Source organism: Methylotenera sp. E1MeOHC1 (assembly GCF_058745595.1).
In genome coordinates this window covers 1,625,546-1,638,721 of the sequence record NZ_CP196025.1, presented here as the reverse complement: position 1 = coordinate 1,638,721, position 13,176 = coordinate 1,625,546, and the positions used below count along the sequence as shown (strand labels likewise).

At 43.6% G+C, this 13,176-nt stretch carries 14 protein-coding genes and 1 pseudogene; 2 read left to right on the top strand and 13 right to left on the bottom strand.

Annotated features, from left to right (window positions below; all coding sequences use genetic code 11):
• Window positions 1-4: 4 nt before the first annotated feature.
• The 5 genes from hemF to dusB form a co-directional block, all read right to left on the bottom strand.
• Window positions 5-919 carry an oxygen-dependent coproporphyrinogen oxidase gene (gene hemF, locus ACSSU7_RS07560; protein WP_492515944.1) on the bottom strand — a complete coding sequence of 305 codons (915 nt, stop codon included), beginning with the start codon at window positions 917-919 and terminating at the stop codon, window positions 5-7.
• Window positions 920-935: 16 nt separating this feature from the next.
• A complete protein-coding gene (purD, locus tag ACSSU7_RS07555; protein WP_492515943.1) occupies window positions 936-2,204 on the bottom strand; it encodes a phosphoribosylamine--glycine ligase in 1,269 nt (422 codons plus the stop codon).
• Window positions 2,205-2,295: 91 nt separating this feature from the next.
• Window positions 2,296-3,882: a bifunctional phosphoribosylaminoimidazolecarboxamide formyltransferase/IMP cyclohydrolase gene (gene purH, locus ACSSU7_RS07550; protein WP_492515942.1), complete on the bottom strand. Its 1,587-nt coding sequence runs from the start codon at window positions 3,880-3,882 to the stop codon at window positions 2,296-2,298.
• A gap of 166 nt (window positions 3,883-4,048) precedes the next feature.
• Window positions 4,049-4,285, bottom strand: a complete 237-nt coding sequence (locus ACSSU7_RS07545; RefSeq protein WP_492515941.1) for a helix-turn-helix domain-containing protein — start codon at window positions 4,283-4,285, stop codon at window positions 4,049-4,051.
• Window positions 4,286-4,293: 8 nt separating this feature from the next.
• The gene (gene dusB, locus ACSSU7_RS07540; RefSeq protein ID WP_492515940.1) at window positions 4,294-5,337 is read right to left on the bottom strand and encodes a tRNA dihydrouridine synthase DusB; all 1,044 of its coding nucleotides are present in this window, start codon (window positions 5,335-5,337) and stop codon (window positions 4,294-4,296) included.
• A 256-nt stretch (window positions 5,338-5,593) separates the two neighbouring features.
• Here dusB and ACSSU7_RS07535 point away from each other — a divergent pair, with 256 nt between their 5' ends.
• Entirely contained in the window at window positions 5,594-6,319 is a 726-nt protein-coding gene (locus tag ACSSU7_RS07535) for a helix-turn-helix transcriptional regulator (RefSeq protein WP_492515939.1), read from the top strand.
• 2 nt (window positions 6,320-6,321) lie between these two features.
• On the opposite strand, the gene ACSSU7_RS07530 is transcribed toward ACSSU7_RS07535, so the two are convergent.
• A complete protein-coding gene (locus ACSSU7_RS07530; protein ID WP_492515938.1) occupies window positions 6,322-6,561 on the bottom strand; it encodes a hypothetical protein in 240 nt (79 codons plus the stop codon).
• Between the two features lie 179 nt (window positions 6,562-6,740).
• Between ACSSU7_RS07530 and ACSSU7_RS07525 the strand changes: the two genes are divergently transcribed.
• Window positions 6,741-7,325, top strand: coding sequence for an acyl-homoserine-lactone synthase (locus ACSSU7_RS07525; protein WP_492515937.1), 585 nt, complete (start codon window positions 6,741-6,743; stop codon window positions 7,323-7,325).
• Window positions 7,326-7,369: 44 nt separating this feature from the next.
• On the opposite strand, the gene ACSSU7_RS07520 is transcribed toward ACSSU7_RS07525, so the two are convergent.
• From ACSSU7_RS07520 to ACSSU7_RS07490, 7 genes and pseudogenes are all read right to left on the bottom strand, one after another.
• Complete coding sequence (locus ACSSU7_RS07520; RefSeq protein ID WP_492517779.1) at window positions 7,370-8,845, bottom strand: TadG family pilus assembly protein; 1,476 nt, start codon at window positions 8,843-8,845, stop codon at window positions 7,370-7,372.
• A gap of 48 nt (window positions 8,846-8,893) precedes the next feature.
• Window positions 8,894-9,067 (bottom strand): annotated as a pseudogene (locus ACSSU7_RS07515) (hypothetical protein); the annotation flags it as partial.
• On the bottom strand, window positions 8,994-9,308 hold the full coding sequence (locus tag ACSSU7_RS07510; protein ID WP_492515936.1) for a DUF3613 domain-containing protein: 315 nt from the start codon (window positions 9,306-9,308) through the stop codon (window positions 8,994-8,996). The gene ACSSU7_RS07510 and the pseudogene ACSSU7_RS07515, both read right to left, overlap by 74 nt.
• Window positions 9,301-10,110 carry a hypothetical protein gene (locus tag ACSSU7_RS07505; RefSeq protein WP_492515935.1) on the bottom strand — a complete coding sequence of 270 codons (810 nt, stop codon included), beginning with the start codon at window positions 10,108-10,110 and terminating at the stop codon, window positions 9,301-9,303. The genes ACSSU7_RS07510 and ACSSU7_RS07505 overlap by 8 nt, the downstream gene beginning before the upstream one ends.
• A 15-nt stretch (window positions 10,111-10,125) precedes the next feature.
• Window positions 10,126-10,755: a type II secretion system F family protein gene (locus ACSSU7_RS07500; protein WP_492515934.1), complete on the bottom strand. Its 630-nt coding sequence runs from the start codon at window positions 10,753-10,755 to the stop codon at window positions 10,126-10,128.
• 260 nt (window positions 10,756-11,015) lie between these two features.
• Window positions 11,016-11,858 carry a type II secretion system F family protein gene (locus ACSSU7_RS07495; protein ID WP_492515933.1) on the bottom strand — a complete coding sequence of 281 codons (843 nt, stop codon included), beginning with the start codon at window positions 11,856-11,858 and terminating at the stop codon, window positions 11,016-11,018.
• A 64-nt stretch (window positions 11,859-11,922) separates the two neighbouring features.
• Window positions 11,923-13,176 (bottom strand): TadA family conjugal transfer-associated ATPase, encoded by a 1,254-nt coding sequence (locus ACSSU7_RS07490; RefSeq protein WP_492515932.1) that lies wholly within the window; start codon window positions 13,174-13,176, stop codon window positions 11,923-11,925.

Genomic DNA, 13,176 nt, shown 5'->3' with positions numbered 1-13,176 from the left:
GTGCCTATTGGTTAAGAGATAGCCAGTCTTTCGCAATAAGAAAGTCAGTATAGAGTTTCGCTTCTGGGCTGCCTGCTTCTGGCTTCCAGTCGTAGCGCCATTTCACAATGGGTGGCATAGAAAGCAGAATGGACTCAGTGCGGCCGTTTGATTGTAGGCCGAAAATCGTGCCACGGTCATAAATGAGGTTGAACTCCACGTAGCGTCCGCGGCGGTAGGCCTGGAAATCACGTTCGCGTTCGCCGTAAGGGGTGTCTTTACGGCGCTGTACGATAGGTAAGTATGCCTGCAAGAATGCATCACCTACTGCGCGATGAAAGTCGAAGCTACGTTCAAAACCGAGTTCGCTGAAATCATCATAAAAAATGCCGCCTATGCCGCGAGGCTCCTGGCGGTGTTTTAAGAAGAAGTAGTCATCACACTCTTTTTTGAATTTAGGGTAAAAGCTGGTATCAAACGCATCTAATACTGTTTTGTTAGTGCGGTGGAAATGCTCAGCATCTTCATTAAAGCCATAGTAAGGGGTTAAATCCATGCCGCCGCCAAACCACCAGATATCCTGCTCGCTGGCATTTTGTGCTTTGGCTACAAAAAAGCGTACGTTCATATGTACGGTAGGTACATACGGGTTACGCGGGTGAAAAACTAAGGACACGCCCATCGCTTCCCAAGGGCGGCCGGCCGCCTCAGGATGCGCCACACTGGCGGCTGGTGGCAGCTTAGTGCCTAATACGTGAGAAAAACCTACACCAGCACGCTCAAATACGTTGCCTTCTTCAAGCAGGCAAGAGGTACCGCCTCCACCTTCAGGACGTTGCCAGCTATCTTGCAGAAAGTTTTTACCATCCACTAATTCAATGGCTTCTACAATTTTGGCTTGCAGGTTTTGTAAGTAGCTAAAAACGTCTTGAGTGTTCATGATATAAGCTTAGACCCTAACTCTTAATGGCACGGTAGCCGATATCGGTGCGGAATTGTGCGCCATCAAACTTAATTTCTTTCATGGCTTGGTAGGCTTGCTGTTGTGCGTACTTAACGGTTTCACCTAGTGCTGTCACACATAGCACGCGACCACCACTGGTCACTACTTTGCCATCTTTTTGCGCAGTGCCAGCGTGGAATATATGCGTATCTGCCAATTGATTGGTCAGGCCGGTAATTTCATCACCTAGTCTTGGGGTTTCCGGGTAATTGGCGGATGCCATCACCACGCCTAAAGCCACGCGTCTGTCCCACTCAGCTTCTGCACGGTCTAATGTGCCGTTGACTGCATGCTCCATTAGGCCAACTAAATCGCTCTTTAAGCGCATCATGATGGGCTGGGTTTCTGGGTCGCCCATGCGGCAGTTAAACTCTAAAGTTTTAACGTCACCATTTGGGCTGATCATTAAACCAGCGTATAAGAAGCCAGTGTATGGGATGCCATCTTTAGCCATGCCTTCTACGGTAGGCTTGATAATTTCACGCATCACTTTAGCGTGGATGGCCGGGGTGACTACCGGTGCGGGTGAGTAAGCACCCATGCCACCGGTGTTCGGGCCTTGGTCTGCGTCTAGCAGGCGTTTGTGATCTTGGCTGGTAGCAAGCGCTAAAATATTTTTACCGTCTACCATCACCATGAAGCTGGCTTCTTCGCCTTCTAGAAACTCTTCAATCACAACACGTGCGCCTGCGGCACCGAGTTTGTTGTCTTCTAGCATGGCGTCAATAGCTGCATGTGCTTCATCTTCATTCATGGCAACCACAACACCTTTGCCCGCAGCTAAACCATCAGCTTTGATCACGATAGGTGCACCTTGTTGCTTCACGTACTCATGCGCAAGCTTGGCGTCAGTGAATGTGCCATAACCAGCGGTAGGAATATTGTGGCGCATCATAAAGGCTTTGGCGTAGTCTTTAGAGGATTCTAATTGTGCGGCGGCTTTGGTTGGGCCAAAGATCTTTAAGCCTGCGGCGCGGAACGCATCGACAACGCCTTGAGAGAGGGGGGCTTCTGGGCCAACAATGGTGAGGTAAATTTGTTCGTCTTGTGCGAATTTAACTAAATCATCAACTGCGGTAATCGGTACATTGACCATGTCCGGGTTTAATGCGGTGCCTGCATTGCCTGGCGCTACATAAACACGGCTAACCTCTTTGTTGTGAGTAACTTTCCAGGCGAGGGCATGTTCACGACCACCACCACCGATGACTAAAATTTTCATGTATTTGAAACCCTTAAAAATCTTTCGCCACAACTAGCTCTTAGGCAGGCTGTGGCAAAAAGAAGAACAAACGTATTATTTTAATAATTATTTAGTGCCTAAAGTGGCGAATACCAGTCACTACCATCACCAAACCATGCTCGTCAGCGGCGGCAATCACTTCCTCATCGCGCATGCTACCACCTGGATGAATCACGCAGGCCGCACCGGCTTCAGCCAGTACGTCAATACCATCGCGGAACGGGAAGAACGCATCAGAGGCTACCACTGAGTTTTTCAATGTGAGGCCAGCATTTTGAGCTTTAATCGCTGCAATCTTGGTGCTGTCCACACGGCTCATTTGGCCTGCGCCTACGCCTAGTGTCATGCTGTTACCGCAAAATACAATTGCGTTGGATTTAACGTATTTTGCAACGCGCCACGCAAACAGCATGTCTTGCAATTGCTCAGGTGTTGGTTGTTTTTTGCTGACGATTTTTAAATCACTCACGCTGATTTCGTGGTTGTCTGCAGTTTGAATCAGTAGACCAGAGCCAATACGTTTAGTATCGTGTGAGTTACGGCCTTGTTCCCATGCTGTGTTGCCGCCTTCTGGTAATGCGATTTTAAGTACGCGCACATTGGCTTTGGCACTGAATATCGCTAATGCTTCCGCCGTGTAGTCAGGCGCGATTAACACTTCTACAAACTGCTTGCTTACAGCTTCCGCAGCTGCTTTATCTAAGGTAGTGTTGAAAGCGATAATACCGCCAAACGCTGAGGTAGGGTCAGTTTGGAGTGCTTTGCTGTAAGCTTCCAGCGCATCTTTACCTAGTGCTACGCCGCATGGGTTTGCATGTTTAACAATCACGCAGGCAGTTGAATCAAAGCTTTTTACGGCTTCCCATGCTGCGTCAGCATCGGCAATATTGTTGTAGCTTAACTCTTTACCTTGCAACTGCACTGCGGTTACTAAAGAGCCTGGTGCTGGGTTGGTATCACGGTAGAACGCTGCACTTTGGTGCGGGTTTTCGCCATAGCGTAAGTCTTGCAGTTTTACAAAGCGGCTATTCACTTGAGCAGGGTAAGGGTTGCGTGTGCCATCTGCATTAAAGCTTGATAGGTAATCGCTGATTGCGCCATCGTAGTTGCTGATGCGGTTGAATGCGGCAACAGATAATGCAAATTTTGTGGCTTGGCTGGTCGCGCCGCCTGTGCTTTGTAGTTCGCGAAGTACATCAGCATATTGGCTGGCGTCTGTAACAACTGCAACGTCTTTCCAGTTTTTTGCCGCTGAACGTACCATTGCTGGGCCGCCGATGTCGATGTTTTCAATAGCATCTTCTAAGCTGCAATTTGGGTTTGCTACAGTTGCTTCAAACGGATATAAATTCACCACCACCATATCAATGTTAGGGATGTCTTGCGCTTGCATTGCTGATACGTGCTCTGGCAAATCACGGCGACCTAAAATACCACCATGTACTTTTGGATGCAGCGTTTTTACGCGGCCATCTAACATTTCTGGGAAGCCTGTGTAATCACTTACTTCAATGACAGGAATGCCATTGTCACGGAATAGTTTAGCGGTGCCGCCAGTCGATAAAATTTCAATGCCTAAAGCTTGTAAGCCTTTTGCAAAATCAATAATGCCGGTTTTATCAGAAACGCTAATAAGCGCACGTTTAGTAGTTGCCATAAAATTATTCCATAATACAAATGATAGGCTGTATTAGCGACTTGCCAATACACGTTAAATTTTTGCCGCCGGTTGTTTCCTGATAATCAAGTTTGGCTTGCTAAGCTGCCGCTAAACTTAATTACCCAGAATGCAAGATTGGATAAAACAATACGTGGTGCTTGTTTTATTCGATCTTGTACTGCTGAAGTTTTTTACGTAGGGTATTGCGATTGATGTTTAGGATCTCGGCTGCCTTGCTTTGATTGCCACCCACTTTATGCATGATGTAGTTAAGCAACGGCTTTTCTACGCAGCCCAATACCATATCGTAAACGGCATGGGGCGGCTCACCTTCTAGATGCATAAAGTAATCATCTAAAGACTCTTGCACTGCTTGGCTGAGCTTACAATTTTCTGACATAGAAGTTCCTAGGCTGCTAATGCTGAAGACGCGTCTGGATTTACGTCATCAGCGTCATTATCAATGTAAACCAAGCGCTCATTTTTTGTTTTCAGTTCAACAAAAAAATCGTTAATTGCTTGTAGTTGTAATTCTATGGTTTGCAAGGTGTTCATGCTGTGGCGGAACTGTGCAGAGCCGGCTAAACCTTTGGTGTACCATGAGATGTGCTTACGTGCCATGCGCATGCCAGTGAGCTCGCCATAAAAATCATACAAGTCATGTAGATGCTCTAGCATCACGGTATGAATTTCATCCACGGTAGGTGGTAATAAATGCGTGCCGGTCGTGAGGTAATGCTCAATTTCACGGAATATCCATGGGCGACCTTGTGCTGCGCGTCCAATCATCACTGCATCTGCGCCGGTGTAATCTAGTACAAACTTTGCTTTTTCAGGGGTGGTGATGTCGCCGTTGGCAATCAGCGGAATCTTAATCGCTTGTTTCACTGCGGCAATGGTATCGTACTCTGCATCACCCATGTAAGCACAGGCGCGGGTACGGCCATGCATCGCCAATGCTTGCACGCCTAAGTCTTCAGCCATTTTTGCAATTTGAATTGCATTGCGGTTTTGTTTGTCCCAACCCGTGCGTATTTTTAAGGTAACTGGAACATCGACCGCGGCAACTACTGCGCGCAAAATTTGTGCGACTAGTGGCTCATCTTTCAGTAGTGCAGAGCCAGCCATGACGTTACAAATCTTTTTAGCCGGGCAACCCATGTTAATGTCGATGATTTGTGCGCCATTATCCACGTTGTGTTTAGCGGCTTCAGCCATCATTTGTGGGTCTGCACCAGCAATCTGCACAGAAATCGGGTTAACTTCACCTTCGTGGTTGGCACGACGTTTGGTTTTTTCGCTGCCGTACAGTAGTGAGTTTGATGTCACCATCTCAGATACAGCCAAGCCCGCCCCCATCTTTTTGCAAAGTTGGCGGAAAGGCCTGTCAGTCACGCCCGCCATGGGTGCGACAACTAGGTTGTTTTTTAAGATGTGATTGCCGATTTGCACTAGTGTATTTCTCGAACGCGAAAGTTGCCTATTTTATACGCAATCTTGCTTTGAGAAAACAAGTTTCGATTTTAAATAATTGCGATATCTAAATTAAGTTTATATCGCATATTAAGGTGTCTTATGTAAGATAGTTTAATAAAAGTTTCACTTGTACAATTTGTTACAAGTGATAGTAATATGTAGTTAAGTAAGTATTTTGATTAGCGCGAAAGTATTCATTCGGTAATTAATAACAATATGTCCGCCCAAAAATATGAACACATTGCCTATCTTTGAAGAGTTTGCAACGTTACTTCAGTCAACCTCTGAGGAGGTCTGGAGTCAACAGGTTTTTGATTTAGCTAAAAGCCTAGGGTTCGAGCAATGTCTATTTGCCGTACTTAAAAGCAAATACGAGCCAATAGAAAATGCGTTCCTGAGAAGCAATTACTCGTCAGATTGGCGTACTACCTATGATGCAAATAAACTTGGTTATGTAGACCCTACAGTAGACCATTGTTTAAATAGTACGATTCCACTTGTATGGACGCCAGACGCATTTAAAAATCCCGCTCAAGAAAATATGTATGAGGAAGCAACGAGCTATGGATTAAGGTATGGTGTTATTTTGCCGATTCATGGGGCGAATGGCGAGTTTGGGATGTTTTCTTTTGTTTCTGAAGCGCTAGCAAACCCTTGTTCAAGGAAAGATTTATTGAATGCAATGCCGCTACTTACCTTGATTAGAGATTACGCGTTTGAGTCCTCTAAGAAATTTGTTCCCGATAATGGCTCTAAAGATATTGCACTAACCCCAAGGGAGCTTGAGGTGTTGAAGTGGGCGATGGCTGGGAAATCTGCGTGGGAAGAATCTAAGATCCTTAACTGCTCGCAGTCGACTATTAATTTTCATATGTCCAATATCAGGCAGAAATTCAATACCACGACTATTCAGCAAGCAATCATCAAGGCTATCAAGTTAGGCATGATTCAGCCCTAGTTTTAAAGGGCAACTTTCCTTCTGGCTCTTTTTAAGTCGCCATCTTGGATCACACCTTCTACATACAGTTTTATTAAAATCGTCACCGGCGGTGGAATTTCTTTCCCTAGCTCAAATCTACTGCCTCTTGATTGTGTCACGCCAAATCTTTGCCAAAATTTGGTCTGATTTTCACGCCTTCTTACTCTTAAGTCTTTTAAGGTTTCAGCCGTGATGCTTAAAGATTTTTGGTCACTATTCATTTCACAATTCCTAGTCTGTTAATAGTCAATTAATAAAATAAATAATATTTAGTTATTATTTTTTATGAATTTACCATTTCAAATAAATAAATATACCTAGTACTTTTACTAGTTACATATTTAGCCAATTAGCATAAATATTTATGCCTCCTGGGTAACCAACTTATAGGGGGTATAACATGGCTCTGAATATTCAAATTAACAAAAGGAAACATTTCAAAAGTGAGGACCTTTGGGCGATGCACAAACTACGTGCAAGAGTCTTTAAAGATAGAATGGGATGGGAAGTACCAGTGTTAAGTGGGATGGAAATAGATGGTTATGATGCAATAGACCCTATGTACATGCTGATTAAGTCAAATGCTGGTGAGTTGTGTGGTTGTTGGAGAGTGTTGCCTACGAGTGGCCCTTATATGCTCAAAGATTCATTTCCTGAGCTTCTGCATGGGCAAACTGCGCCAGAAGCAAAAGATATATGGGAGTTAAGCCGATTTGCGATAGAGACTGATGATAGCTCTGGTTTTGGGTTTTCAAAACTCACTAAAGAGTCTATTAAAGAAATGATGGCGTACGGTAAGAAGCATAAAATTAAACGTTATGTGACGGTTACGACCACCGCCATTGAACGATTGCTCAGACGTGCTGGCGTAGTCACCTCAAGGCTAGGCCCTCCAGTGGTGATCGGTGTAGAAACTGCTGTAGCACTTTATCTTGAGGTTTCTGAGTCGTATGACGGTGTTGCACATTTGCTTGCTGCTGCATAATGCAAACAAGGGTATACAAAGGCTATGTATACCCTTGTTAATGCTTATATGACTAATGGAGATGGGTTTCCTAAGGTAATATCATCAACAATAATATCCATATTGTTGACACTGATACCAAATACATTCAGTAATGGGGTTATTACTGAATTACTAATAGCAACTAAAAGTGGTTTAAGTAAGGTGTTAAGCACTGGATTAAGCACTCCCAACAAATCTAGCCCAAGAGGCTTAATGGTGAGTGATGACGAAAGTAATTGGTCAAAGGTTGTTCCTAAGCCGTTATTGACACTAATGGTTTTAGGCAGGCTCTCTGCAATCGGCCAATCTGCCTGTGCGACGACAACGTTTGAGCTGGATGCTTCAGGAGTTACATTTAGCCCAATTTCTGCTAGTTCAATGCCTAGTAACGTAGAGACGATTGCGCCCTTATTCCCCGCATTATTAGTAAGTTGAGTGGTCACTAAGCTACTGTTAGTATCGAATGTTAATTCCGTTGCATTGCCTAATGACGACACTTTTCTGAGTGAAGCAGTGCCGCTAGCAACTTCAACGCCTAAATTTAAATCAACTTTGGCAAGTAAAGGCACGGTCACTAGTGTCGCGACATTGACGCGTATTTGAGCATTGCGTGCAGTGGCTGTATTACAAATGTTGCCGTTAGCATCTGCGACAGAGCCAATCACCATCTGTGGGGGCTCGATGACTTTTACGATCGCATTTACGCTAGCAAGACCTGGTAGGTTTACGCCAACGGGTAGTGTGATGGCATTTTGTCCGTTAGATAAACTAATCACTGAGGTAAGTAGGGAGAAAAGATTCATGCCAACCGTTGCGGCAGAGGATTGTACGTTTTCGTTGACCTTTATAATTTGACCTAAGCTCATGCTCGTGTTTTTAATAGATGCATTGGCAAGTGCTGTGGTTGCATTTAAAGTTTCTGGAATGGTGTCACTTCTTAATCCCGTGGCACTAGAAATCAGTGTCAGTAACTCTTTTTGCGTAAAGGGCATCTCCAATATTTCATCGACAGAGAGTGCTTGCCCTTGTGCATGAATTAAATCAAGTAGTGTGAGTTTTGTATCAGCTAACCCTTGGTAATCCAATACATCTAGATTAATGGGCGTACCAAGCATGCCTCCTAATAGCCCGTTAAGTAGGACAGATTCTTGAGTATTCAATTTAAGCGCAGTGGTACCAATACCAAATGAGACCATTGATATACTAGGCAGTGAAACTGCCTCTGCACTTAATGTCACCTGATTACTGTAGAAGCCTTGCGCTAGCAAACTTGCTGGCACCTGACTTGTCACACGCACATGCACTGCGCGTGGAGAGCCGTCGGCAGTAAATTGATGTCGCCCGGTAACCGTGTTTACATTGCCTATTTCAACGATATTTGGTGTGTTTGTGAGGTTGCCAGTGTAGCCATTTTCTGTTGCAGTTTGTTGTGCTTTGGCAATGACCTCTGCAATATCTGGATTACAACCAAGAGCTTTAGAAGCTTCTATGGCACTCATATCTGCAACTTTCTGCAGTTGTCTTTTGACCATCCATAAGCGAGCACTATCAATGGCTAATGCCGTAAATAGCACCACTAATAAAAGGGTAAGGACACCAAAGATTCCTATGGCGCCTTTTTGATGGCTTTTACTTGTTTGGTTCCTATTATTTGGTCCTACGTGCACTCTGTTCTTTGGTGTCTGGAATGGGGTGACTGAAGCTTTCTTTGTAGCGTTCATATATATTCTCCATGACAGGCCCAGATACAGATTGTTTGTGTGGTGATGCTTGGCTGCCTGATCTTTGTAGCTCAAGCCAAGCGCGGGTGGCGCTGCCATCTGCAAGTTTTGCACTGTTCGCTTTATTACTTTGTGCGCTAGGCTGAGCGACATCCGCGCTACTTAGTTCATCCGCTTGTAGTAACGGCGAGAATGCCCATAATAATAAAATGCCATAACTTAAGTACCGTATATTATTCATAAGCGTAATTCTCCAATTTCATCGAAAGTATTCCAGTGCATACGTCAGAGTCGCTCATGCATGCGCCTGTAGACTTTTTTACTTGACCATCAGCTTTTGCTGCGACATTGATTGATGTCTGACTACCACGCGCATCATTGCGAATATTTTGCAGTTCTGTCTCGGATATTTTGTATCGTTTTGCAAACTGATCAGCTTTATCTGCTTGATTACTTTTATATAAAAGCACTAAAAGATTATATTTTGCGCGGATATTTCTATCGTCTAGCTCAATTGCTGTTAGAAACTCGTTCAATGCTGATGGGTAGTCTCCACTTTGCATGAGCGCAAAGCCGTGGTCACTTCGGATGTAAGCGTTAATGGGAAGTAGTTTTGTGGCCTGTTTTAGAAATTTAACTGAGTCTGCTGGTTTGTTGCGTGAGTAACTTATTAGCCCCAATCCTTGGTAAGCATAGGCGGCAATGCAGCTCTCAGTTAGTTTTGTATAAATTGCCTCAGCTTCGGCCTCTCTGCCAACCTTACGTAAGCTGTTGGCTTTTAGTAATTCAAGTTGTGGTGAGTGTGTATCGAATGAATCAATAAATGCTAATGCGGCGTATGGTTTTTTATCTTCTAACACCTTATTCACCATTTCTAGATTGGTAGTTTCCTCAGTTTTTAACTCAGGGCATTGATGACTTGCTACGCCCGTGCGATTGGGTGAAGCTTGGCCTGAATTGCCTTTAGCATTGTCTGCGGCAACTGATATTTGAGTGGCAGTTGATATTAGTATGAACCATAGAAAAATGAATTTTTTTAACATTTAGATTGTTCTCATTTAATGGAAGCTCTCACTTAGTGCATTTGCAATACCTATGATGCCTGGTGCTGCAATAAAAATAATGAGTGCCGGAAACATGAAAACAATCATGACGATGCTCATTTTTGCCGACAGCTTACTCACGTACTCTCTCAAACTAGAAAACTGACGTGCTTCAATGAGCTCAATATAGTTGCTTAAAGAGGCTTGTATATTGCCCCCATATCTAGATACCTGAAATAATATAGAAACCGCATCAGACACTTCTTGAATGTCTAACAACTGTGCCATATGTACTAGTGCGTCTGCTTGGTCTTGCCCTGCATGTAAATTGATTGAAACACGTTGTAGCTGCCGTGCCAGATGAGGAAATAAATTGCCAGATTGCTCTACTAGAATAATTAAGGCGTGTTCGAGTGACAACCCTGAATTAAAAAGCATACGTAACATATGTAAAAAAGGTATTAGCTCTTTAACAATGGCTTTTGCTACTAGTTTGGCACGCCAGCGCAATATCATATTTGAGCCTACAAACATAGATGCGAAGATAAGCAATGCTTTATAAAATGCATCAATGGTACTTTCACCAGTAGTGATTAAAAATATAAATAAAACTATCGCGGCAATGACTGGGGCTATTCTTCCCATAAACCAAAATATCATTCTTGCGTATTTGGTGTCCCATCCAGCCTGCAGTAATAGTCTGCCAAATTCGCTATCTTGCAAAAAGTTAGAGCTTATCCATTTTTGGATTGGAAAAGCTGAGTTGTTTGAGTCTTTCTGTTGATATTGAAGAATTTGATTGAAGCGCGCCGACGCCTTTGTATCTTTCCCATGAGCAAACAGCTCAAACAAGAAAACCAGAACGCCAAGCGACGTGAGTAAAATGAAGAGGAGATACCAGTGGTTCATAGGCTTTTTAGCATTCTCCAGAACAATAGAGTGCCAGCTACTTGCAATCCAATCGCTACTTTAAAAGCAAGAACCCCACCGCTACTGGAGGTCATCATTTCTATGTAGCCCGGATTCATTAAAATCATATAGATTAGAATTAATGTAGGCGTTAATATCAGAATGCAGGCTGAAATTTTTGTTTCCCCTGTCATAGCGGCTAGTTCTCGACGCGCCTGTTCTTGGTTATTGATCATTTGCATCACGCTGGTTAGCATGTCTTTGGGTGAGCTGCCGTAGTTGTTGCTGATCTTGATGCTCAGTGCCACCATTTCTAACTCTTGGATTCGATCAAGCTGCATTTCTTTTACTAGGGATTCTGTGAAGCCAGCACCTAGGTCTGCCGCTCTGATTACACGCTCTAAGATGCCAGTTAATGGCTCGGGTGTGTCTTTGGCAACTAACCGTATGGCTGCTTCTATACTTCTACCTGTACCTAAGCTACGAATTAACTGGTCAATAAAAAGGGGGAGCTGTGAAACGATTTTATGGCGCTGCTTACGGCGACGATGTAATAAAAATACAACCGTTAGGCAAACAAAAGCGATTAGCGCAAACAACCCCGTTTGTAGATTTACAAAGTACCAGCCAGAGAATTTAATCAGTAAAAGCGCTATGGTATACAAGCCTAAAAATTTGGCTGACAAAGTAAATCCTAATAAGTCAGACAGCCCGCCTTTAGGTTGGGAAGCGGTGGTTGATTGTTTAGATGGATGATCAACGATTGTCGCTGTTGGGATTTCTACACTTAATCTGTCTTTAGTTATTTTATTTAATGCATTTTTTTTATCGTATGCCATTAGCAGTGTGCCTAAAGCCGCACATGTCATTGATAATAATATGAAAATCCAGATGGTCATTTAATCAGGCTCTTTTAATCAGCATCTTAAGTTTTGGGTTAACAGGAGAAACCCTGTGTGATACAAAGTCTTTTTCATCCTCACCGTAGCTAAACAGCTCGTTAATTACAAAGACATCATCACGAATACCAACTACTTCGGCAATTGAGGTTACTTTTCTTTCACCACTGGGCAATCTGTTGATTTGAATCATCAGATCCACTGATGTGGCAATAACCTTTCTTAGCGTTAGCTCAGAACCTTGAAATCCAGCAAGGCCAGCCAGCATTTCCATTCTTAATAACGCTTCATGTGGGTTATTTGCATGAATGGTGCTCATTGATCCCTCGTGCCCAGTATTCATCGCTTGCAAGACATCAATGACCTCATTACCACGTACCTCACCCAAGATAATTCTATCTGGACGCATACGCAGGGCATTTCTTAATAAATCGCGTGCGGTAATTTCACCTAGGCCTTCAAGGTTCTTCGGCCTAGTCTCTAGCCTGACGACGTGATCATGGTGTAGCTTTAATTCGGCTGCATCTTCAATTGTGACGATCCGTTCGTTAATTGGAATGGATCTACTCAGTAAATTGAGTAGGGTAGTTTTACCTGATCCTGTACCACCACTGATCATGATGTTCACTTTGTTTTCAGTCGCAGCTAACAGGAAGTCCAGCATGGTACGATTAAGTGTTTTAAAGGCAATTAAGTCATTGTCTGTAAATGGCTCTTTTCGGAACTTCCGGATTGAAATGCAGGAGCCATTTAAGGCAAGTGGCGGGATGATGGCATTAATTCTGCTGCCATCCGGTAATCTAGCATCGACAAGTGGGCTGGACTCATCTACTCTGCGTCCCAGCGGCGCTAAAATGCGGCGAATGACTCTTAAAACATGCTCTTCATCTATGAATCGTAAGTTGGTTAGTTCAAGCTTACCGTTTTGCTCTATAAAGATACGATGCGCACTATTGACCAAGATATCGTTCACGTGCTCACTTCTAATTAATTGCTCTAGTGGGCCTAGGCCTGATATTTCATCCACCATTTCAGTGGTTAGCTTCTCTACATCATGCGCATTGACGACATAGTTCACCGTTGAAATATATTTCATTACCTTAGCACTTACGTAGGTGATGATTTGCTGTTTACTAATAGACAGAATATCTAACTGGTCAATCTCAATTTCTGAAATAAGGTAATTGTGAAGCAGGTATTTCACATCCTGATATGACTCAGAGGGGTTTATTTCTAGCTTATTGGGCGCGAATCTCAT